Genomic DNA, 21,827 nt, shown 5'->3' with positions numbered 1-21,827 from the left:
ATTTATTCGCCTAAACCGCTACCGGCGCACGCCGGAAGCCCTGGCACGGTCCAGTACCACCTGGGCATGGTTGATAATCGGGCCGTCAATCATTTTCCCGTTCAACGATATAACCCCCAGGCCTTTACGCTCTCCGTCCTCGGCGGCGGCAATCACCCGGCGGGCGTAGTCCACCGCTTCCTGGGTCGGCGCATAGGCGTTATGCAGCAGTTCAATCTGGCGCGGGTTAATCAATGATTTACCGTTGAAACCCATTTTGCGTACCAGCTCCACTTCCCGCAGGAAACCGGCCTCGTCGTTGATATCGGCATAGACCACATCGAAAGCGTCGATGCCGGCGGCGCGGGCCGCGTGCAGCACCGCGCAGCGGGCGTAGAAAAGTTCGGTGCCGTCGCCCCGTTCGGTTTGCATATCCATGACATAATCAAAGGCCGCCAGGGCAATGCCGATAAGCCGTGGAGAACAGCGGGCTATGGCCACTGCGTTAATCACGCCGATGGCCGATTCAATGGCCGCCATGGTTCGGGTGGAACCCACTTCCCGGCCGCAGGTCCGCTCGATGCGTTCAATATGGGTTTCCAGCTCATGTATATCCTCCGGGCTGTCGGTTTTCGGCAACCGCACCACATCCGCCCCGGCCCGAACCACCGCCTCCAGATCCTTCAGGCCGAACGGCGTATTGAGCGGGTTGATGCGCACCACGGTTTCAATGTCCCGGTACATGGGGTGCTGCAGCGCATGGAACACCAAGATCCGGGCGCTGTCTTTTTCCCGCAGCGAAACGGCATCTTCCAAATCGAACATGATCGAATCGGGACGGTAGATAAACGCGGTGGACAACATGGCGGCATTGGCGCCGGGAATAAACAACATACTGCGGCGAAGCTTTTTCATGACATGCTGTCCCATATAATATCTTCCGCGCCGGCGGCCCGTAATACCGCGGTCTGAATGCGGGCGCGGATTACGCAATCCAGCGCCCCTTTATCGTCGATAATGATCAACCCTTCCGTAACGCCCATGGCAGCCAGCGTTTGATCAATGACCTGGCGGATTTGTATGCCGAACTGTTTTATCACCTCGCTGTTCACGACAATGTTCAACTCGCCGTCGGCCGGGGCGATTTTCACCAGCAGATCGCTGGATTCAAACGTACCAGCCAAGGATTCTTTAACTATCTTCATAATGACTGTCCTGACAAAAAAAATTCGGTTACGCACATTCCGACCGGTGATGTGACGTTAAAAAGGCAAACGTACAGGGCGGCACGATTTCCCGGATGTGCGACATCTGCCGATCCTTTAGCAAGGCCCGCACTTCCGAGGCTGAAATCGCCCAGCCGGAGGATTGGCATTTGCGGGGAATCTCCACCACCGACACCGGCGGTGAAGCTGAACGCACGGGCTCTTCCAACCACACCCGCATATCGCGATTGTATTGTTCAGTCACCGGACAATAGGGCTCGGTGCCGACAAAACGATGGGTAATACCGAGGGCCGGCGCGATATAACGGCGAAAAATCAGCAGATCGATGGCGCTGTAGGTCTGGCCTATAAGCTGCGTATCCCGTAAAAAATAGCCGGGGAACGTCGCCCGCGAAATGAGATAATCCGAGCCGGGATGCACCGTGACATGGCTGAGATGCGCCACGCCTTGACGCACCATTTCAAGACGCTCGGCATAGGAAAAGAGCGACACATCTTCCCGCACCACGAAGATATGCACCCAGTCGCAAACAGCGGCGGCCTGCTCCGCCAGGTAGGCGTGCCCCAGGGTGAAGGGATTGGCATTCATGACGATCCCGCCGATTCGGGCGCCGGGATGGCGCTGCAGGGCCAGCGCGCGGCAATAGCGCGTAATGCCCACCGGCGTGTTTTCCATCAGAACCGCCACCTGGTCCCATTGCGCCAGGGGATAAAAGCCGCAGCCCTTGAACAGGGCGATATTGGACGGACGGGTATAAAGAAACAGGTGAAAATGCCCTTGCCGTATCGCCAGATTTTCCACCTCTCCCACCAGGCGGGCGCTCAAGTTATCCCCGCGGTAATCCGCCGCCACCGCGACGCATTTGATGGTATTGCCGGCAATACCGGCGCACCCCGCCAACTGCCGGCCATCATGTGCCACCACGAAACAATCGATATCCTCATCCATGCCCAGGCCGCTGGTGTCCAGCAGGGCGCGCACCTCGTCCAACCCGCCGCGTTCCGGCAGGGCGCGCCCTTCGTTCAGGCCGTTAACGGTGCATCGGATCGGCAGCACGGCAAATTCCAACGCGTCCAAATCATACATAGCGCTTACCCTATGGCTCGAATCCCGGGCCTCGGCGATGAGCCCGGCGGTTTTTAAACTACGCGGCGGCATGAGACGACCCGGGCATGGAATAATCAACCGCATCCACAATCAGATTTCTCAAATGGCCGATTTTTTCGATTTCCACTTCGATGCAATCGCCGCTTTTCATGAACAGCGGCGGGGTACGCTTCTTGCCGACGCCCCCCGGCGAACCGGTGATAATCACGTCGCCGGCGTGCAGCCGGGTGAAGGTACTGATGTATTCAATCAGCGCGGCAATACCGTGAATCATGCTGCCGGTATTGTCGTTTTGTACCAGACGGCCGTTTAACCAGGTACGGATGTTCAGGTCATGGGGATTGGGGATTTCATCGGAAGGGGGGAGAAAAGGGCCGAACGCGCCGGTTTGCCGCCAATTCTTGCCCGCCGTGAACCAATTATGTTGCCAGTCCCGCGCCGAACCATCCATATAGCAGCTATACCCGGCGACATGTGACAACGCCTGCGAAGCGGGAATACCCTCCCCCTCCCGGCCGATAATCACCGCCAGTTCGCCTTCGTAATCAAATTCCGCCGAAAGGCCAGGTTTGACAATCGGCATACCGTGACCGGTTTGGGAATCGGCGAAGCGAATAAAAAGCGTCGGCGCCGGGTTCACCTCATTGAACTCTTTACGCTTTTCGGCATAGTTCATGCCGACGCATAAGATTTTGCCCGGATTTTCAATTACCGGCAGGAATGTTACCTGGTCAACCGCTATATCCGGCGGCTGATGGCACAGATCCTGCGCCTCGGATAAGGCATTGCCGGCCAGCAGGGTTTTAAGATCCGGATAGCGCGGGCCAAGACGGCGGCCTAAGTCAATCAGGCCGTCTGCGGCCACGATGCCGTAGCTCTTGCCGCGCTGATAAACATAACTTGCGAGTTTCATACATTTTCCTGAATTAACATTCTTCTCAACCCGATGGCCCGGCCGGTATTAGCCGGTAAATCATCCTCGTCCGGCATGCGCAGCCGGGTCGCAGCGTGGCCGGATATCAAAGTAAGAACTTGCCCAATACCAGCAAGGCGACCGAGACGTTTATCGCCCCGCCGATGCGGGTCGCGATTTGGGCAAACGGCATAAGCTCCATCCGGTTGCCGGCGGTGAGGATAGCCACGTCGCCGGTGCCGCCCTGGCCGCTTTGGCAACAGGACACGATGGCCACGTCGATGGGATGCATACCGATTTTTTTGCCCACCAGATAGCCGGTACCCACCAGGGTGCAGACGGTGCTGACGATCACCAGCAAATTGGAGAGGGTGAATGCATTCACCAGCTCCTGCCAGGGGGTAATGGCGACGCCGACGGCAAACAGAATCGGGTAGGTCACCGAGGTCTGGAAAAATTTATACACCACCTGGGAGCCTTCCAGCATGCGGGGAGAAACGCCGTGGGCCAGTTTGATCAACACCGCGATAAACAGCATGCCCACCGGGGCCGGCAGGCCGATCAATTTATACCCCAGCATGCCCAGCATATAGAGCAGCACCGCCAGCAGCGCCCCGGCGGCAATCGCGGTCACATCGGTTTTACCGCTAAACGTGCCGGTAAGGGCGGCGGCCGGCTGGTCCTGGCCCGACTGATTGGCCGGCATCAGCTTGCCTTCCCCGGTCAAATGGGGATAGCGCTTACCCAGCCGGTTCAGGCAGCCGGCAATGATAATGGCGGTTAATCCGCCGAGCATCACCACCGGCAATATCCGTCCCAGCACCACGCCCTGTTCCATATGCAGCAATGCGGCGTAACCGATGGAGAGCGGTATGGCGCCCTCGCCCACGCCGCCGGCCATAATCGGCAAAATAAGAAAGAAGAAGATCTGAAACGGCGGCAGGCCAAGGGCCAGTCCAACGGCCATACCCACCAGCATGCCGGCCGCCTCGCCGCACAGCATCGGGAAAAAGATGCGCAAAAAACCTTGAATCAGGGTGCGCCGGTCCATGCTCATGATGCTGCCGACGATAATGCAGCAGATATAGAGATATAGAATGTTCGTCGATTTATAAAAACTGGTGGTGGCCGTCACCACCACCTCGGGTAACAAACCGTAATGCACCATTGCTGAAGGAATAAATGTGGCGCAAATAGCCGCCGCGCCCATTTTACCCACCACCGGCAGGCGCTTGCCGATTTCACCACAGGCGAAGCCAAAAAACGCCAGGGTCGCTACCATCACCACGATATCGTTGGGTAATTTCCCGCTCAGGCAATCAATACCGATGAGTATGCCGGCCAATAAAAATAGCGGCAGTGGAATAATACCGATTTTCCAGCTATCAAGGATATGCCACCATTTTTCCTTGACAGAAATTTCTTTCACCGTTGCCGGTTCAGCTGTAGCAATATAACTGTCTTCTGTCGTGCTCATAATCACCCCCCTTATACCCGCCATACTCAAAGCTGCAGATGCGTTGGTTTTCCTGCAGCTCGAATTATTTAGGTAAGTAAAATAAGTGCTGGAATACTAAAAACGGCTGACGTTATTTATGTGATTGAATTCAAATTTAAACCGCTATTTTAAAGGTCTTAAAGATTTTAATGGATTTTATTATTTCATGGTCATGGCAGTGGCGCAATTTATCTTAATAGAATTTTTATGGGTTATATGATTTCAATGGTTTTATGGTTTTAATGGTTTTATTCCTCAAAAAATAGCTTGTTAATGAAAGGTGGGAGATATGTAGACTGAGTTTTTAACACTCGGTCGACATTTAGCGGTAATATCCCCAACGGTTGTGGTTGAGATCACACTTTAGATTTGGCGCCCTTACACCTGATTTTAATCATGATAAGATTACCGCGTTTGCCTAATGGCTATGATTTATTATGTGTATAAAAGTTTCTTTCCATATTAAGTTATTTATCAGTCTGATCCTTTTCTTTTCATTATTGCTATTGCTGATAGGCATATATTATTACTACGACTTGGATAAGCAGCTTTATGCTGAACTCGGCGCTCGCGCTCAGGTCCAATCGCGGGAAATCGCCATGATCCCCACGCTGATTGATGCGGTTGAAATCAAGGATACCGACGCCATTGCCGCCCTGGTGGGTAAATTGGCAAAGCGCAGCGATGCCAGTTATATCGTTATCGGCGATGAGCACGGTATGCATTTATATCATTCGGGTTATCCCGGCAGCATTGGCAAATCGATGATCGGTGGAGACAATACAGAGGTATTGCAAGGTAAAGACAGCATTTCCGTGCGGCGCGGCGGTTTAGGTATCTCCTTGCGCAGTAAGGCGCCCATATTCGATGGGCAACATCATATTATTGGCATTGTTTCTATCGGCTATTTGAAAACTCGTATCGATATGCTCAGCACCGGGAAATTAATTAATATTCTCGTGATGGCGTTAATGTTGCTGGTGGCATTATTTGTGTTTTCCTGGTGGTTTGCCAATACGATGAAGAAACAGATGTTTTCACTGGAGCCAAGAGAAATAGGCCTATTGGTCCGCCAGCAAAAGCGCTGTTGGAATCCATTTTGAAGGCGTGATTGCCATCGATAAAGAATACCGCGTTGCCGAGATCAATCAAGCGGCCAAATCGATACTCTCCCTGCATGCGTCCTCAAGAGAACTGCGCGGCAAACGCCTGTCATCGGTGATTAAACCCATCCCTTTCCTGCATGAAAAAACCATGCTGGCCAGCGATACCCATGACGAAATCTGCCTTTTCAATCAGGTTACGGTCATCGCCAGCCGCGTGCGGATTTTGCTGGAGGACAAGTTGCAGGGCTGGGTAATCAGTTTTCGCGATCAGCATGAAATAAACAGTCTCAATGTTCAATTAAGCCAGGTGAAGCGCTATGCGGATAATTTACGTATTTTGCGTCATGAGCAGTTGAACTGGACCGCCGCCCTCGCCGGGTTATTGCATATGAAACGCTATGATGAAGCAATACGGTATATTGAAGCGCAATCGGAAAGCGCCCAGGAAATACTTGATTTCGTCTCGGCGCGTTTTTGCTCGCCGGCATTGTGCGGCTTATTGCTGGGCAAGTATGCCGGGGCGCGTGAGAAAAACGTGGAGTTGTTATTTGATCCGGCCTGCGGCCTGGCGCAGCTGCCATCCGGCCTGCGCGAAACCGAGCTGATGTCGATTATCGGCAACCTGCTGGATAACGCCATTGAGGCAACCCTGTTGCGCAAGGGGGAGCGCTATCCCATAGAGGCCTATATTGTCGGTAGCGCCCGTGATGTGGTGATCGAAATAGCCGATCAGGGCATCGGTATCCCCCAGGCGATGCGGGAACGGATTTTCGACGTGGGCATCACCACCAAACCCAGCGGCGATCATGGGCTTGGCCTGCACCTGGTGGCAAATTATGTGAATCATTGCGGCGGAACCATTGAGGTGTCCGCCAATCAACCTTATGGTACGGTTTTTTCCATTTTTATTCCGATGGAAAGTCGTGCAATGTTACCCGACCTCATTAATCCGGATGAATCTGATGATACAGCCTGAAATTTTTGACGTGCTGGTGGTGGAAGATGAAAACCAACTGGCGCAAATGCACGCTGATTTTATCGACGGCCATGCACAGCTTCGTCTGGTGGGCGTTGCGCGCACCTTGAAGGACGCGCGGGAACAGCTCCGTCAAAAGCGGCCCCGGCTGATCCTGCTGGATAATTACCTGCCGGACGGTGAGGGGATCTCATTAATCGACAGCGAACTTATGCGCGGACTGGAATGTTCGGTGATTTTCATTACCGCCGCCAGCGATATGAATACCTGTAGCCAGGCTATCCGCTGCGGTGCGTTCGACTATATTCTTAAACCCATCTCCTGGAAGCGGCTGAGCCATTCGCTGGAACGGTTTATTCAGTTTGCCCGGACCCAGCGGGCCTTCAAAGTGGTGGACCAGCAAAACGTCGATATCCTTTATCAGCTGCAATCCAAAACATTCAGCCAGGATACCGGCAGCAAGGGTATCGAAGAAAATACCCTCAATCTGATCCGGCAAATTTTTATCGCCGGGCAAGACAGCCTGCACTCCGTTGACGATATCGTCAGCCAGACCGGGCTGAGCAAAACCACCGCCCGCCGCTATCTGGAATACTGCGTGGAAATTGATTTCCTCAGCGTTGAAATTCGCTACGGCAAAATCGGCCATCCGCGCCGGCTATACCGCCGCCACACCCCTTTATAGCCACCCTTTGCCGGCCCGTGATTAATTATTCCGGTTATTGCCGGAGCGTTACGATCTTGGCTGGATTTTTATGCACCCAAAACGCCAAAACAGTAACTATAGTTACCTTTAGGTTCGCCTAATGTCTTGTTAATGCATGGATATTAATTTAACTGCGCTTCGGTTCACAATTCATCATCGCGGTAAAAATCTCCCCATTCAGCATAGTTTTCCAGCCTGACATTGCCCCGGTAAAATATAAAACCACCGCTACGCATAAAATGTTAATGTCCCTGTGTGAAAGACAAATAAATACATAACATTCAATGTATTATAAAACCAGCCATGACTGTCATGGATATCAAATCCAGCGAGGAAGGAACTCCAGTCAATAAAACCACATAAAAATTCAGTTCATGAATAATACCAAATACCTAAATAATGATTGCCATCAACTAACTAACACAGCACGGCAAATAATAAATTAAGCGTGATCCGGATCACTTTCGAATTAAGCCGCCTGGTTAATATGGCCGCCATCGCAATGAAGAAGGCGGTGCTTAATTATTTCCCTTTCAAATATTGATTATTTGAGAGCGGGATACCCTACGCTCTTTTGCTCCTGTTAATTCTGTGAGAGGCGGTACTAACCATGCAAAGTCATTATGTGGGTTCTGAAATAGGACGACTCCGTCGTGTTCTGCTGCACCGACCAAATTTAAGCCTGAAACATTTAACCCCATCCAACTGCCAGGAATTATTATTTGACGATGTCCTGTCTGTTGAGCGCGCGGGAAAAGAGCATGATATTTTTCCGACATCCTGCGAAAGGAAGACGTGGAGGTATTACTATTAACCGATATGCTGGCTCAAACGCTGGCTATCGACGAAGCCAAGGAGTGGCTATTGACCACTCAGGTGTCGGATTTCCGCCTGGGACCGTCGTTTGCCCTGGAAATACAGCATTGGCTGCGTACCCTGCCCGACCGGGAACTGGCGCGGATTCTTACCGGCGGATTGAGCTACCAGGAGGTGCCCACCGGCTTTACCAATATGGTGGTAAATAGCCATAGCCCGACTGATTTTATTATCAAGCCATTACCGAATCATTTATTTACTCGAGACACATCCTGCTGGATATATAACGGCGTCTCAATCAACCCTATGGCTAAAGAGGCCAGGAGACGGGAAAGTAATAATTTGCGTGCCATTTATCGCTGGCATCCTTTATTTGCCCGGCAATCCTTTTATAGATATTTCGATGACGAAAGGATTAATTATGATAATGCCACTCTTGAAGGCGGTGATGTATTGGTCATTGGCCGGGGAGCGGTATTAATCGGTTTATCCGAACGTACCACGCCACAGGGCGTCGAACTGCTGGCCCGTTCCTTATTTAAACATCATCAGGCCGACCGGGTTATGGCGCTGCAATTACCCAAACACCGCTCATGTATGCACCTGGATACGGTTATGACTCACCTGGATATGAATAAATTCTCGGTTTATCCCGAAGTCATCAAGGCCGAACAGGGCTATTGGAACCTTACCCCGACGGCCGGGGCGGATTGAAGATGACCGAAGAGCCGCTATTTTTACGGTCCTTGGAACAGGTACTGCAGGTGGACCCTATCGAGCTTATCACTACCGGTGGCGATGCGTTCGAAGCGGAGCGCGAGCAGTGGAACGATGCCAACAACGTATTGACGGTGCGGCCCGGCGTGGTCATCGGTTATGAACGCAACACCTATACCAACGAGAAATATGACAAAGCCGGCATTACCGTGCTGACTATTCCCGGCGACGAGCTGGGCCGCGGCCGGGGCGGAGCCCGCTGCATGAGCTGCCCGCTGCAGCGTGACGGACTTTGATCGCCTAAGGACAAAACAGATGAATATGACTAAACCGACCCTGGTGGTGGCGCTGGGGGGCAATGCCTTGTTGAGACGCGGCGAGCCGCTGGAAGCACAAACTCAGCGACGCAACGTGGCCGCCGCCGCCGAAACCCTCGCCGCCCTGACCGGGGAGTGGCAGGTGATCCTGGTTCACGGCAACGGTCCCCAGGTGGGACTGCTGGCGCTGCAAAACAGCGCCTTTACCGAGGTGACGCCCTACCCTTTGGACATACTGGGCGCCGAGTCCCAGGGCATGATCGGCTACATGCTGCTGCAAGCGCTGAAAAACGCCCTGCCGGATATGCCCATCAGCGCCCTGCTGACCCAGGTGGAGGTAGACCCGCAAGATGCCGCCTTCCTCAATCCCAGCAAGTTCATCGGCCCGGTTTATACCGCTTCGCAGGCCGCCGCGCTGCAGGCTGCGCGCGGCTGGGCCATGAAAGCGGACGGCAATGCCCTGCGCCGCGTGGTGCCCTCGCCCCGGCCGGTACAGATTATCGAGCGCGAGGCGATTCACGCCCTGACGGCCAAGGGGCATCTGGTGATATGCAACGGCGGCGGCGGCATTCCGGTGGTACGTGGCGCTGAAGGCATGCGGGGCATCGAAGCGGTGATTGATAAAGATCTGTCGGCGGCGCTGCTGGCGCGCCAGATCAACGCCGACGCGCTGCTGATCCTCACCGACGCCGACGCCGTTTACCGCGACTGGGGCACGCCACGCCAGACCGCGCTGCGCCACAGCACGCCCCTGGAGCTGTCGGCCATGCATTTTGCCGCGGGCTCCATGGGGCCGAAGATCCAGGCGGTTTGCGAGTTTGTCACCGCTACCGGCGGCACGGCCGGCATCGGCGCCATGGAACAGGGCGTCGCCATTATGCGCGGCGAAACCGGCACGCTGATTACCTTGCATTAATCCCCACCGGCGGCCGCTGCGCCGCCTGATATTTATTTAAGGAAGAAAAATATGTGCGTCAATTTATATCATCGGCATTTTCTCAAACTGCTGGACTACAGCCCGGAGGAGATCCGGTATCTGCTCACCCTGGCGGCGAACCTGAAAAAAGCCAAATACGCCGGCGACGAACCACGGCATCTCCAGGGCAAAAACATTGCGCTGATTTTCGAAAAGACCTCCACCCGTACCCGCTGCGCCTTTGAAGTGGCGGCCTTCGATCAGGGCGCGCAGGTCACCTACCTCGGGCCCACCGGTTCGCAAATCGGCATCAAGGAATCGATGAAAGACACCGCACGGGTCCTGGGAAAGATGTATGACGCCATAGAATACCGCGGCTACGGACAGCAGATTGTGGAAGAGCTGGCGCGTTACGCCGGCGTACCGGTGTGGAACGGGCTGACGGATGAGTTCCATCCGACGCAAATCCTGGCGGACCTGATGACCATGCAGGAGCACGCCGGCGGCAAGGCGCTGAACCAGATCAAATTCGCCTATTTGGGCGATGCCCGCAACAACATGGGCAATTCCCTGATGGTGGGCGCGGCGAAGATGGGCATGGATATCCGCCTGGTATCGCCAAAAAGCTTCCAGCCGCGGGAAGCGCTGGTGGCGCAGTGCCGCGCCGTCGCCAAGGATACCGGTGCGGCCATCACGCTGACCGAACATATCGACGAGGGCGTGGCCGGGGTGGATTTTCTCTATACCGACGTTTGGGTTTCCATGGGCGAACCCAAAAACACCTGGGCCGAACGGGTGGCATTGATGACGCCTTATCAGGTGAATATGGCGGTTGTAGCCGCTACCGGCAATCCGCAGGTGAAATTTATGCACTGCCTGCCGGCCTTCCATGACGAGCAGACGGTTATCGGCCGCGAAATTGAGCAGACCTACGGGCTCAAAGGGCTGGAAGTTTCCGATGAAGTGTTCGAATCACGCCATTCCATTGTGTTCGATGAGGCGGAAAATCGCATGCACACCATCAAGGCGGTGATGGTGGCCACCTTGGGCGTCCCGGGAGGTTTATATGTCTGAACATACTTCTGATAACAAACACGGCCTGAGCGCAGCTGAAAATATATCTGAGAAAAAGCTCGGCCTGAGCGCGCTGGTGGCGCTGGTTATCGGCTCCATGATCGGCGGCGGGGTATTCAGCCTGCCGCAGAATATGGCCTACTCCGCCTCCACCGGCGCCCTGCTTATCGGCTGGGGCGTTACGGCGGTGGGCATGATTTGCCTGGCGCTTATTTTTCAATTACTGAACCGCCGCCGGCCCGATCTGGAGGGCGGTATATACAGCTACGCCCGCGCCGGTTTCGGCGATTTCATCGGATTTCAAGCCGCGTGGGGATACTGGTTTTCCGCCTGGCTCGGCAATGTCTCCTATGCGGTATTGATGTTCAGCGCGCTAAGCTTCTTTTTCCCGGTGTTCGGGCTGGGCAATAACTGGCAATCCATTCTGGGCGCCTCGGCTATGTTGTGGCTGGTGCATACCCTGGTGCTGAAAGGCGTACAGGAAGCCGCGCTGATCAATACTATCCTGACGGTGGTGAAAGTCCTGGTGCTGATGGTCTTTATCTGCGCAGCGGTAGTGGCCTTCCGCCTCGATGTGTTCAGCAGCGATTTCTGGGGTCGGCTTATCCAGGTGGACAATCAGCACCCGGCGCTGTTCGAACAGGTGAAAAGCACCATGCTGGTGACCACCTGGGTATTTATCGGCATCGAAGGGGCCACCGTGGTGTCCACCCGCGCGGCGCGGCGTAACGATATCGGCAAGGCAACGGTATTGGGGCTATTGGGTTGCCTGGCCATTTATCTGCTGGTGAGCCTGCTGTCGATGGGGGTGCTGGAACAGGCCGCGCTGGGACAACTGAAAAATCCGTCCATGGCCGGCGTGCTGGAGCATATTGTCGGCGCCTGGGGGGCGAAGTTTGTCGCCGCGGGGGTCATTTTGTCGGTGGCTGGCGCCCTGCTGGCCTGGACGCTGTTTGCCGCTGAACTGCCCTACGTCGCCGCCAAAGACGGTATGTTCCCGCGGTTCTTCGGCAAAACCGGCGTCCATAACTCGCCGGAAACGGCATTGTGGGTCACCAACGGACTGATCCAGCTGTTTTTGCTGCTGACCCTGTTTTACAGCGCCGGCTATCAGGCCCTGTTTTCCATCGCCACCGCCGCCATCCTGCCGCCTTATGTATTCAGCGCCGCTTATGGACTGAAGCTGGCCTGGCGGGGAGAGAGCTACCAGGACGGGGAATCCCGCGGCGGCGATATCATCCTGGCCTTGATCGGTACGCTTTACGGCATCTGGCTGTGTTATGCCGCCGGTGGTCAAATGATGCTTTCCTCGCTGCTGTTCGTACCGGGCATCGCGGTGTATGCCTGGCATAAAAGCAGCCTTGGCGCGCCGCTGCTGTTTAAACCGTTTGAAATCGTCATTGCGGTGCTGCTGGTGCTGTTGGCGATCCTCACCCTGGTCATGATTGCCCAGGGGCAAATCCAGCTGGTTTCCTGACGCGCCGAACCGTGACGTAAATGTTAAGCCGGTAGGCAAATCGGTTCGCTGATTTGCTTACCCAGCAGATTGATTAAACAATGGATTTCTCATTCAACCTCCAGTGCAGGCTGGCTATCCATGATAAAAAAATCCACCGATTCAGCTGCGAAAGAACAGCGAAAACTTGACCTCTGCCATCAATTGATCAGCAGTAATAATTACGCGTCCCAAGATGAAATCCGCCGTGAGATGATCCGGGCCGGCTACACCCGTATCGGGCAATCCAGCGTATCGCGTTTACTGAAAAGCCTGGGGTAACCAAGGTACGCAACGCCAAGGGCATCAAGGTGTATACCCTCGACCAGCGCCACCAGGCCAGGCCGGCCATCGAGAATCCTTTGTCTTCCATGGTGCTGGGCGTGGAGCATAACACCCATTTCGTGTTGATTTTGACCATTGCCGGTTATGCCCGCGCCATCGCCAAGGTGCTGGATTTGCAGAATCTGCCGGGGATCCTGGGCATCGTGGCCACCAATTCATCGGTGTGGGTCAGCCCCCGGCGGGATTATTCGGTGCTGCATCTCTATAAGCATATTTCCCGCCTGCTGGGGCATGGGGATTTCCGCGAATGAATATACCCGCCATACTTCAAGTTGCCGGTGCGTTGGTAATACTCGGCTCATCCATGAGCCTCGCCCCTTCGGGACCGCTGCCAGCGGCGTTCAAATCTGCTTCCGGCAGATTTGTCGCTGCGACGCCGGCGGGTGAACCCTGCATTGTTATTTCGGCAACGTATCTTTATAGATATGGCCGTTCTTCATAATGACGACAAAGTTTTTGCCGGGGTCCTCGATAAGCTTGATATTATCCAGAGGATTGCCGTCCACCAGCAGCAGGTCCGCCAGCGAGCCTTGCTCCACCGTGCCGAGCCGGCCGGGATAGGGGTTGATATTTCCCGATAATGCCATGAGTTCGCCGTTGTCGCCGGTGGCCATCTTCAATACCCCCGCCGGGGTATACCAGCGTACCAATTTAGCCAGTATCGCCCCTTGGCGGCCGGCCACCCGCGGGTCGAACAGCGAATCGGTGCCGAAAGCCGTCTTGATATGGTATTTGATGGCCAGCATATAGGCGTTGTCAGTGCCGGCAAAGACCTGCTGGGCCTTTTGCCGGGACAGGGCGGTTGGCAGCGGTGAGGCGTCCTCGTCATCGAGCAACGGCTGGGTGCTCAGCCAGATGCCTTTATCCGCCAGCATTTTGGCGGTGGCGTCGTCCATCAACTGACCGTGCTCGATGCATTTGGCGCCGGCTTCCACCGCCTGGCGAATAGCCGCCGGCGTATAGGCGTGTACCGTCACATAGGTGCCCCAGCCGTTGGCGGCTTCCACCGCCGCACGGATTTCCGGCACGGAGAATTGTACCGATTCAAGGGGATTATACTGCGAGGCCACGCCCCCGCCGCCCATCAGCTTGATCTGGCTGGCGCCCTGCCGCAGTTGCTCCCTGGCCCGCAGGCGCACTTCGTCCGCGCTGTCGGCAATGGCGGCGATGCCTTCACGCTCTGAAAAACTCAGCGGGCCGCCCGGCTGGCGCGGCAATTCAAACGCGAACCGAAAGTCGCCATGGCCGGACGTTTGTGAAATAAAGGCTCCGGACGGGTAGATGCGCGGGCCGTCAATCATCCCTTCATCAATGGCGCGCTTGAGGCCGAATACCGGGCCGCCGAGATCGCGCACCGTGGTAAACCCGCGCATCAAGGTATCGCTCGCCTCCCGCGCCGCCCGCAGCTGCAGGTAGTCCGGACTGGCGGTCATCAGCATCATCTGCGGCGTCGCCGCCATGAACGCATGCCAGTGCGCATCGATAAGGCCCGGCATCAGCACGCGTCCGTCGCCGGCAATAACCCGGGCATTGTCGGCGCCGTCCGCGTCAATGGGGTCGGTGGAGATGCGCGCGATGACGCCATCCTTCACCAGCACGTTTGAAGGGTCGGAAAGGTCGGTATTCTTACCGTCAAAGATGCGGACATTCTGAAATAAGGTCACCTCGTGATTGACCGGCGGCGGCGTGGCTTCCCCGGGCATGATGAAATCGCCTTCATCCGCCAAGGCGATATATGAAAAGAAACAGAGTATCCCCAGCAGGATTAACCAAGGGCCTTTTATTCTATTGCCGCAATATGCCGAAACGGCGGACAACCCGCTAGAGTGGCTATTTCTATTTAAGCTCATGGTTGATCCTTAAGGATATCTATATCGGGACGGTGGGCCGGCTGGGAAATAAATACGCTATTGTCTGAAGAATTATGTCACATTGTTTTATATGCGGCTTTAGCCATATTCCATATTTGCGATCTGGTGCGCAATATATGAAAGAGCAAGATGCCGTCACGTCTCAACGTTAATAAACTTTTAAAAACAATGCGTAAGAATATATTATAATATAAGCAACGCTGCGCTTTTATTTTAAAACCATTGCCATAATAGTTTAGTCATTTTAATAATTTAATTTCAATATATAGTAATATGGCTTGGCTATTCGGCCTGGATTCGATAATCAAGGTCATGCTATTGCGACCCATTTATTTATATTAGCGTTTGTCTATGTTTTGGAAATAACGATGCCAGTCATAACAGGGTTTAAAGCGGCGCTAAAACCGGCGTCGGCGGCGGGGTCATTGGGATTGTCATTAAAGTGCGCTGCAGTGATGGCTTATCACTGCAGCATTTGAGATAGGACAAACTCATCAGAGCGCCTTTACCCGCGAGTCCCGCGCGGGCACCGGACGGTCCGGGCAGGTAACGCGCCCGGACCGCCGGTGGCGACGCCGGTTTACAGCAGCTCGGTCTGGGCTTCCACCACCGCCAGCGCCACCATATTCACAATGCGCCGCCCCGAAGCCACCGGCGTAAGGATATGCACCGGTTTTGACACGCCCATCAGGACCGGCCCCACCGTCACGCCTTCCGAGGAGGAGACGCGCAGCAGATTGTAGCTGATGCGCGCGGCTTCCATATTCGGCATGATGAGGAGATTCGCCGAGCCTTTCAGCGGACTGTCGGGCATCAGCTCATGGCGAATGCTTTCCACCAGCGCCGCGTCGCCGTGCATTTCCCCGTCTATTTCCAGCTCCGGCGCTCTTTCCCGCACCAGCTCAAGGGTTTTACGCATCTTGCATGCCGCGGGGGCATTGGAGCTGCCGAAGCTGGAATGGGATAACAGCGCGACCTTGGGTTCAATACCGAAACGCCGCACCGTTTCCGCCGCCATCAGGGTGATTTCCGCCAGCTGCTCCGGCGTCGGATCGTCATTCACATAGGTATCGGTGAGGAAAGTATTGCCGCTGGGCAGCAGCAAGGCGTTCATCGCCGCGGCGACGTGGACGCCCTCGCGGAAGCCGAACACCGATTCCACCACGTTGTAATGTTCATGATAGCTGCCGACGGTACCGCAAATCATGGCATCCGCTTCGCCGCGTTTCACCATGATGGCGGCGATAAGGGACGGGTTGCCGATTAACGCGCGCTGCGCCTGTTCAGGAGAAACGCCCCGCCGTTTCATGATCTGGTAATATTCGCCCCAGTACTCTTTGAAGCGCGGATCGGACTCGTTATTGACCACGGTGAAATCTTTACCGGCGGTAATATGCAGCCCCAGTTTTTTCAGCCGCATCTCGATAACGCTCGGACGGCCGATAAGAATAGGTGTGGCCAGTCCCAGGGTGACCAGTTCCTGCGTGGCATGCAGGACGCGTTCGTCTTCGCCCTCGGCCATCACGACCCGTTTCGGCTGTTTGCGCGCCTGGGAGAAGATAGGCCGCATAAACAGGTTGGTTTTGTAGACAAACTCCGTGAGTTTCTCCACATAGGCATCGAAATCTTCAATGGGCCGGGTGGCTACGCCGGAATCCATCGCCGCCCTCGCTACCGCCGGGGCGATTTTTATAATCAGCCGGGGATCGAAGGGAGTGGGAATAAGGTAATCCGGGCCGAAGGTCAAATCCTGATCGGCATAGGCCGAGGCCACCACGTCGCTTTGTTCGGCCATCGCCAGGTCGGCAATGGCGTGCACGCAGGCGAGCTTCATCTCTTCGTTAATGGTGGTGGCGCCCACATCCAGCGCGCCGCGGAAGATAAACGGGAAGCACAGGACGTTATTGACCTGGTTGGGATAGTCGGAGCGGCCGGTACAGATAATGGCATCAGGCCGCACCGCTTTGGCCAGCGGCGGCAATATTTCCGGTTCCGGATTGGCCAGCGCCAGGATCAGGGGTTTGGTGCCCATGGTTTTCACCATGTCCTGGGTCAACACGCCGGGACCGGAACAGCCGAGGAAAATATCGGCGCCGTGAATGGCGTCCGCCAGGGTGCGCATGCCGTTGTCTTCGATGGCATAGGCGGCTTTGGTTTCCGCCATGTCCGTTTCCCGGCCCTTATAGATCACGCCGCGGGAATCGCAGACGATGATATTGTGCAGCTTCAGGCCCAGCGCCACCAGCAGGTTGAGACAGGCGATGGAGGCGGCGCCGGCGCCGGAAACCACCAGGCGCACGTCGCTGATGGATTTTTCCACCACCCGTAAACCGTTCATCACCGCGGCGGTACAGATAATGGCCGTACCGTGCTGATCGTCGTGGAATACCGGGATTTTCATGCGTTCACGAAGTTTCTTCTCGATGTAGAAACATTCGGGCGCCTTGATATCTTCAAGGTTTATACCGCCGAAGGTGGGCTCCAGCGCGGCAATGATATCGATGAGTTTATCGGGTTCTGATTCATCAACCTCGATATCGAACACATCAATGCCGGAAAATTTTTTAAACAGGACGCCTTTGCCTTCCATCACCGGTTTGCCGGCCAGCGCGCCGATGTTGCCCAGTCCCAGCACCGCGGTGCCGTTGGAAATCACCGCTACCAGGTTGCCCCGGGCGGTGTATTTATAGGAGGCAAGGGGATCGGCGGCGATTTCAAGGCAAGGGGCGGCAACGCCCGGTGAATAGGCCAGCGCCAGATCGCGTTGGGTAGCCAACGGTTTAGTCGGGGTAATCCGTATTTTCCCTGGTTGTGGGAATTGATGAAAATCTAAAGCACTCTGTTTGAGTTGTTCATCCATTGTAGGATTCCTTGTGGCTTAGCAGAACTTGTACAGGAATGTAACGATGTTGCGCCCGGACAGTATAAACTGTGCTTAAAGTCAAACTTTGAAGCAAGGCATAGTCTGAATAAGAATGTGTCCGGCTATAAGAAATTACCCGTTTCCGATAGCGGATCGTCACCGGAAACCTTTCTTGCATGCGCGGATTTGATAATATTTTGTTAACCCTTGAGGAACGTTACCGGAGCGCGTCTTGACCTGTTTAACCGTTTTGGCCGCCGGCAGTCTGCGCACGGCGCTAACGCCTTTACTGGCGGAATATACCCGTTTAACCGGGCAGCGGGTACAGGCGGAATACGGCCCCGCCGGCCTGCTGCGCCAGCGCATCGAGGCGGGAGCGCCCTGCGATCTCTTCCCTTCCCCCAATACCCCCCATCCGCCGCGGCTGCTGGCGGCGGGCCGGATATTGCGGGTGCAGCCCTTTATCGCCAACCGGCTGTGTCTGACGGTGCGCAATACGCCGGCGACACTGGGGGCGGACTGGCTGGCGCTGCTGGGCAATCCCATTCTGATTATCGGCATGTCCACCCCCGGCTGCGATCCGTCGGGAGATTATACCTGGCAACTGTTCGATAATATCGCCCCGCTGCTGCCGCCCTGCGCCGGGGTGCTTAAAGCGCGGGCCAGGCAACTGGTGGGCGGCGCCGATTCTCCCCCGCTGCCGGCAGGCGCCATTGCCGCCGGCTGGCTGATTCATCAAGGCAAAGCGGATATCTTTATCGGTTACGCCCACTACGCCCGGCTGCTTGGGCAAGATCCGTTGCTGCGGGTGGTGGAGATCCCGGCGCAATTCAACGTGCGGGCGCTTTATTCCCTGGGGGTGGGCACCGCCGCCGCCGAACCGCTGGCGGCATATATCCTTTCTCCGGCGGGACAAAAGCAGCTGCTGGCGGCGGGTTTTATGCCTGTTATCCCAGAGTTGAATCCCGAGGTTAACGCCGCTACCGCTTGGGCACATCAAACAACGGCGCCAGAAGGGAATAATCCCGGCCCTGGTGGGTAACGTTGATCTGTTTTACCGTCACGCCGTAGGCTTGCTGCAGATTCTCCTCGCCAAGCACCTCGCCGGTGGCGCCGAACAGCCATTGCCTTTGCGGCAGCAGCAGCAGGGTGTTATCCGCCGCCAGGGCGGCATGGGACGGGTCATGGGTGGTGAACAGAACGCTTATCCCCTGCTCCCTGGCGAGGCGGCGAATCAGTTGCAGCACCGCCTGCTGATTGAAAAGATCCAGGGCCGAAGCGGGTTCATCCAGCACCAGCAGGCGGCCTTGGGTCGCCAGCGCCCGGGCCATCAGCACCAGTTGCCGCTGGCCGCCGGAAAGGGAGTGAAACGGCCGATCGGCCAGGGGAGCGATATGGAGGGCTTCCAGCGCCTCACGGACGATGCTATCGTCCCGCCGGTCCGGCATTCTCAACAACCCCACCTGGGCCGCCCGCCCCATCAGCACGATATCAAATACCCGGTAGGCGAAGGCCGAGGTGAACTCCTGCGGCACAAAGCCGATGCCGCCGGTGCAATGCACCGTTCCGCCCAGGGCCGGCAGCGTGCCGATAAGGGTCTGTAACAAAGAGGTTTTTCCCCGGCCATTCGCCCCCAGCACCGCGCAAACCTCACCGGCGGCGCAGGCGAAATCAAGCGGATCACACAGCGCCTCGCCATGGCCGTACAGCAGTTGCCGGGTAGCAAGGGTAATCTCCCTCATTGATGCCTCCGGCGATTATCCCGTACCAGCAGGCAGGCAAACAGCGGCGCGCCGATAAGGGCGGTGATGATGCCCAGGGGGATTTCAGCCTGGCTCAGGGTTCGCGCCGCATCGTCCACCAGGATCATAAAGCCGGCCCCCAGCCAGAAAGCGGTAGGCAACAAACGGCGATGATCCGCCCCCGCCAGCAGGCGGGCCAGATGGGGAATCACCAGGCCGATCCAGCCGATGCTGCCGCTCACCGATACCTGCGCCGCTACCAGCACCGCGCACAGCAATAGCACCCCGCGGCGGAGATTGGCAACAGACATGCCCAAAGAAGCGGCATCCCTGTCCCCCAGGGACAGAATATTAACCCGCCAGCGCAGGCGGTGCAGCAGTAAACCCGCCGGCAGCACCGGTACCGCCAGCATCAGCACCTTATGCCAATCGGCGGTGGCGAAGCTCCCCAGCAGCCAGAACACGATGCTGGGCAGTTTTTCTTCCGTGTCGGCCAGGTATTGCAGCAGACTGACCAATGCCGAAAAAAAACCGCTCAGGATAATCCCCGCCAGAATCAGCATCAGCAGATTATCCCGCCCCAGGGTGGCGGCAATCACATATACCGATCCCAGCGCCAATAAACCGAATACAAACGCCGACCCCAGCAACGCCAGCGGCGTCAGTCCGAACAGGATGGCCAGCGTCCCGCCGAACGCGGCGCCGGCGCTGACGCCGATAATATGCGGATCCACCAGCGGATTATGGAAAATGCCCTGCAGGGCGGCCCCGCAGAGCGCCAGCGCCCCGCCCGCCAGGCAGGCGGTCAGGATACGCGGCATGCGCACCATCCAGATGATCTGGCCGGCCACCTGATGGTGATGAAACGGCGACGCCAGTTCACTTAGAACCTGCAGCGGAGAAAGCGCGTATTGCCCCATGCCCAGCGAGAGAAAGGCGATGACGAGCGTGAGGGCCGCCAGTACCGGTTGTACCCCCGCGCCATGGCCGTTAGCGGGCGGCATCGTCCACCTGGCGCGGCGACCAGCGGATGCGGTAAAAGCGCTGATAATAGTCGTCGGCCCGGCGGTTCATATCCACATCGGCGAACCGTTGCGGATAGAGCTGCTTGGCCATCCACAGCTCACCGATGGCCAACGCTTCCGGCATGGGATAGCCCCAGGCCTTGGCATATTCCGGCATCAGGAATACCCGGTGCTGTTTCACGGCGTCTACAGACTGCCAGGCCGGATCGCGGTTGATTTGCCGTACCACTTCCGGATAGCGATCCTGCACAAAAATCACCTGGGGGTTCCAGGCCAATACCTGTTCCATGGAAACCTGTTTGAAACCCTTTACCGTAGCCGCCGCCACGTTCAGCGCGCCGGCATGCTGCATCATCAGGCCGGTGTATTTTCCCGAGCCATAGGTGGTGAGATCCGGATTCGCCATATACACCCGCACCCGCTTATCGGCGGGCACATCCTTGAGCCGGCCGGCTACTTCCTCGCGGGCGCGGAAGGCATAGTCAATCATCGCCTCCCCCTGCGGCTGCCGGTTAACCACCGCAGCCACCAGACGGATGCCCTCTTTCAGGCCCTCGTTATAGGCCTGCTCTACGTCCGCCATGGCGGGATTCAGCTTGTCCTGTTCGCCGGGACGATCCTTGCGCAGCGAGACGGCCACCACCGGGATGCCGGCGGATTCAATCTGCTTGATCATTTCCGGCGGCGCATAGTTGGCGACGAAGACCACCTGCGGATGTTCCGCCAGCAGACTTTCGATATTCACCTGCGTCAAATCCCCCGGCATAGGCAAAGAGGCCAGCCTTGGAGCAAAACGCACGAAGTCCGGGCCCAGCTGTTTTTTCCAGCTGGACAATATTCCCACCACATCATCGGCGGCGTGCAACTGCACCAGCAGATTCAGGGTTTGATGCTGTAGCACCACCACTCGCGTCACCCGATCGGGCAGGGTCACCTGGCGTCCGAGCTGATCGGTAAGGACACGATCCGCCACGGCGCTGAAACTGGCGGCAAGAAACGAAAAACACAACAGGATGTGCAGACAGAATTGTCGGGCGAAACGGGGCGTGTTCATAAGAGGGGGGTGGTTTTTTAAACGATATAGGCCTAAATATAAAACAATAGGGGGGGGGGTACAACAGCCATCCCCCCCGC

The 21,827-nt window shown here is 56.3% G+C and carries 17 protein-coding genes and 2 pseudogenes; 9 read left to right on the top strand and 10 right to left on the bottom strand.

What is annotated here, in order from left to right:
* Window positions 1–18 precede the first annotated feature (18 nt).
* The 5 genes from citE to GTU79_RS11930 all read right to left on the bottom strand — a co-directional run bounded on the left by citE (window position 19) and on the right by GTU79_RS11930 (window position 4,703).
* The gene (citE, locus tag GTU79_RS11950; protein WP_203523089.1) at window positions 19–894 is read right to left on the bottom strand and encodes a citrate (pro-3S)-lyase subunit beta; all 876 of its coding nucleotides are present in this window, start codon (window positions 892–894) and stop codon (window positions 19–21) included.
* The gene (citD, locus tag GTU79_RS11945; RefSeq protein ID WP_203521764.1) at window positions 891–1,184 is read right to left on the bottom strand and encodes a citrate lyase acyl carrier protein; all 294 of its coding nucleotides are present in this window, start codon (window positions 1,182–1,184) and stop codon (window positions 891–893) included. Before citD ends, citE begins: the two co-directional genes overlap by 4 nt.
* 28 nt (window positions 1,185–1,212) lie before the next feature.
* Window positions 1,213–2,292, bottom strand: a complete 1,080-nt coding sequence (gene citC, locus GTU79_RS11940; RefSeq protein WP_203521765.1) for a [citrate (pro-3S)-lyase] ligase — start codon at window positions 2,290–2,292, stop codon at window positions 1,213–1,215.
* Window positions 2,293–2,350: 58 nt separating this feature from the next.
* On the bottom strand, window positions 2,351–3,226 hold the full coding sequence (locus tag GTU79_RS11935; protein WP_214513966.1) for a fumarylacetoacetate hydrolase family protein: 876 nt from the start codon (window positions 3,224–3,226) through the stop codon (window positions 2,351–2,353).
* Between the two features lie 106 nt (window positions 3,227–3,332).
* Window positions 3,333–4,703 carry a 2-hydroxycarboxylate transporter family protein gene (locus GTU79_RS11930; protein ID WP_214513965.1) on the bottom strand — a complete coding sequence of 457 codons (1,371 nt, stop codon included), beginning with the start codon at window positions 4,701–4,703 and terminating at the stop codon, window positions 3,333–3,335.
* A 458-nt stretch (window positions 4,704–5,161) separates the two neighbouring features.
* On the opposite strand from GTU79_RS11930, the pseudogene GTU79_RS11925 reads away from it, so the two are divergent.
* The 8 genes and pseudogenes from GTU79_RS11925 to GTU79_RS31110 all read left to right on the top strand — a co-directional run bounded on the left by GTU79_RS11925 (window position 5,162) and on the right by GTU79_RS31110 (window position 13,443).
* A pseudogene (locus GTU79_RS11925) lies at window positions 5,162–6,806 on the top strand (ATP-binding protein).
* Window positions 6,793–7,491 carry a response regulator gene (locus GTU79_RS11920; protein WP_214513964.1) on the top strand — a complete coding sequence of 233 codons (699 nt, stop codon included), beginning with the start codon at window positions 6,793–6,795 and terminating at the stop codon, window positions 7,489–7,491. Before GTU79_RS11925 ends, GTU79_RS11920 begins: the two are co-directional and overlap by 14 nt.
* Window positions 7,492–8,122: 631 nt before the next feature.
* A pseudogene (arcA, locus tag GTU79_RS11915) lies at window positions 8,123–9,341 on the top strand (arginine deiminase).
* 25 nt (window positions 9,342–9,366) lie between these two features.
* Window positions 9,367–10,278 carry a carbamate kinase gene (locus GTU79_RS11910; RefSeq protein ID WP_203523090.1) on the top strand — a complete coding sequence of 304 codons (912 nt, stop codon included), beginning with the start codon at window positions 9,367–9,369 and terminating at the stop codon, window positions 10,276–10,278.
* A 51-nt stretch (window positions 10,279–10,329) separates the two neighbouring features.
* Window positions 10,330–11,352, top strand: a complete 1,023-nt coding sequence (gene argF, locus GTU79_RS11905) for an ornithine carbamoyltransferase (protein ID WP_203521771.1) — start codon at window positions 10,330–10,332, stop codon at window positions 11,350–11,352.
* Window positions 11,345–12,829 carry a basic amino acid/polyamine antiporter gene (locus tag GTU79_RS11900; protein WP_203521772.1) on the top strand — a complete coding sequence of 495 codons (1,485 nt, stop codon included), beginning with the start codon at window positions 11,345–11,347 and terminating at the stop codon, window positions 12,827–12,829. The genes argF and GTU79_RS11900 overlap by 8 nt, the downstream gene beginning before the upstream one ends.
* A 120-nt stretch (window positions 12,830–12,949) precedes the next feature.
* Window positions 12,950–13,129, top strand: a complete 180-nt coding sequence (locus GTU79_RS31115; protein WP_338091476.1) for an arginine repressor — start codon at window positions 12,950–12,952, stop codon at window positions 13,127–13,129.
* Window positions 13,130–13,158: 29 nt separating this feature from the next.
* Entirely contained in the window at window positions 13,159–13,443 is a 285-nt protein-coding gene (locus GTU79_RS31110) for an arginine repressor (protein WP_338091475.1), read from the top strand.
* A 147-nt stretch (window positions 13,444–13,590) separates the two neighbouring features.
* On the opposite strand, the gene GTU79_RS11890 is transcribed toward GTU79_RS31110, so the two are convergent.
* Both GTU79_RS11890 and maeB read right to left on the bottom strand, forming a co-directional pair.
* Window positions 13,591–15,042, bottom strand: a complete 1,452-nt coding sequence (locus GTU79_RS11890) for a metal-dependent hydrolase family protein (RefSeq protein ID WP_203521773.1) — start codon at window positions 15,040–15,042, stop codon at window positions 13,591–13,593.
* 601 nt (window positions 15,043–15,643) lie between these two features.
* Entirely contained in the window at window positions 15,644–17,923 is a 2,280-nt protein-coding gene (gene maeB / locus GTU79_RS11885; RefSeq protein ID WP_214513963.1) for an NADP-dependent malic enzyme, read from the bottom strand.
* Between the two features lie 235 nt (window positions 17,924–18,158).
* Here maeB and GTU79_RS11880 point away from each other — a divergent pair, with 235 nt between their 5' ends.
* Window positions 18,159–18,968: a substrate-binding domain-containing protein gene (locus GTU79_RS11880; RefSeq protein ID WP_214513962.1), complete on the top strand. Its 810-nt coding sequence runs from the start codon at window positions 18,159–18,161 to the stop codon at window positions 18,966–18,968.
* Here GTU79_RS11880 and GTU79_RS11875 read toward each other — a convergent pair.
* The 3 genes from GTU79_RS11875 to GTU79_RS11865 are packed head-to-tail and all read right to left on the bottom strand — an operon-like array spanning window position 18,907 to window position 21,747.
* The gene (locus GTU79_RS11875; RefSeq protein ID WP_203521776.1) at window positions 18,907–19,668 is read right to left on the bottom strand and encodes an ABC transporter ATP-binding protein; all 762 of its coding nucleotides are present in this window, start codon (window positions 19,666–19,668) and stop codon (window positions 18,907–18,909) included. The two genes, GTU79_RS11880 and GTU79_RS11875, sit on opposite strands and share 62 nt — an antisense overlap.
* On the bottom strand, window positions 19,665–20,672 hold the full coding sequence (locus GTU79_RS11870; RefSeq protein WP_132921983.1) for a FecCD family ABC transporter permease: 1,008 nt from the start codon (window positions 20,670–20,672) through the stop codon (window positions 19,665–19,667). Before GTU79_RS11870 ends, GTU79_RS11875 begins: the two co-directional genes overlap by 4 nt.
* Window positions 20,659–21,747 (bottom strand): ABC transporter substrate-binding protein, encoded by a 1,089-nt coding sequence (locus GTU79_RS11865; protein WP_203521777.1) that lies wholly within the window; start codon window positions 21,745–21,747, stop codon window positions 20,659–20,661. The genes GTU79_RS11870 and GTU79_RS11865 overlap by 14 nt, the downstream gene beginning before the upstream one ends.
* Window positions 21,748–21,827: the final 80 nt, after the last annotated feature.

It is taken from the genome of Sodalis ligni, from assembly GCF_016865525.2.
Classification (GTDB): domain Bacteria; phylum Pseudomonadota; class Gammaproteobacteria; order Enterobacterales; family Enterobacteriaceae; genus Acerihabitans; species Acerihabitans ligni.
The sequence above is the reverse complement of the archived record's forward strand: the minus strand, read 5'-3'. Positions and strand labels throughout refer to the sequence as shown.

What these genes read in the sequence shown, in the direction of transcription:
- GTU79_RS11870 (WP_132921983.1), bottom strand. Translation starts at nt 20,672, where the DNA reads ATGCCGCCCGCTAACGGCCATGGCGCGGGGGTACAACCGGTACTGGCG.
- citD (WP_203521764.1), bottom strand. Translation starts at nt 1,184, where the DNA reads ATGAAGATAGTTAAAGAATCCTTGGCTGGTACGTTTGAATCCAGCGAT.
- GTU79_RS11890 (WP_203521773.1), bottom strand. Translation starts at nt 15,042, where the DNA reads ATGAGCTTAAATAGAAATAGCCACTCTAGCGGGTTGTCCGCCGTTTCG.
- GTU79_RS11910 (WP_203523090.1), top strand. Translation starts at nt 9,367, where the DNA reads ATGACTAAACCGACCCTGGTGGTGGCGCTGGGGGGCAATGCCTTGTTG.
- citE (WP_203523089.1), bottom strand. Translation starts at nt 894, where the DNA reads ATGAAAAAGCTTCGCCGCAGTATGTTGTTTATTCCCGGCGCCAATGCC.
- argF (WP_203521771.1), top strand. Translation starts at nt 10,330, where the DNA reads ATGTGCGTCAATTTATATCATCGGCATTTTCTCAAACTGCTGGACTAC.
- citC (WP_203521765.1), bottom strand. Translation starts at nt 2,292, where the DNA reads ATGTATGATTTGGACGCGTTGGAATTTGCCGTGCTGCCGATCCGATGC.
- GTU79_RS11900 (WP_203521772.1), top strand. Translation starts at nt 11,345, where the DNA reads ATGTCTGAACATACTTCTGATAACAAACACGGCCTGAGCGCAGCTGAA.
- GTU79_RS31115 (WP_338091476.1), top strand. Translation starts at nt 12,950, where the DNA reads ATGATAAAAAAATCCACCGATTCAGCTGCGAAAGAACAGCGAAAACTT.
- GTU79_RS11865 (WP_203521777.1), bottom strand. Translation starts at nt 21,747, where the DNA reads ATGAACACGCCCCGTTTCGCCCGACAATTCTGTCTGCACATCCTGTTG.
- GTU79_RS11930 (WP_214513965.1), bottom strand. Translation starts at nt 4,703, where the DNA reads ATGAGCACGACAGAAGACAGTTATATTGCTACAGCTGAACCGGCAACG.
- GTU79_RS11875 (WP_203521776.1), bottom strand. Translation starts at nt 19,668, where the DNA reads ATGAGGGAGATTACCCTTGCTACCCGGCAACTGCTGTACGGCCATGGC.
- maeB (WP_214513963.1), bottom strand. Translation starts at nt 17,923, where the DNA reads ATGGATGAACAACTCAAACAGAGTGCTTTAGATTTTCATCAATTCCCA.
- GTU79_RS11920 (WP_214513964.1), top strand. Translation starts at nt 6,793, where the DNA reads ATGATACAGCCTGAAATTTTTGACGTGCTGGTGGTGGAAGATGAAAAC.
- GTU79_RS11935 (WP_214513966.1), bottom strand. Translation starts at nt 3,226, where the DNA reads ATGAAACTCGCAAGTTATGTTTATCAGCGCGGCAAGAGCTACGGCATC.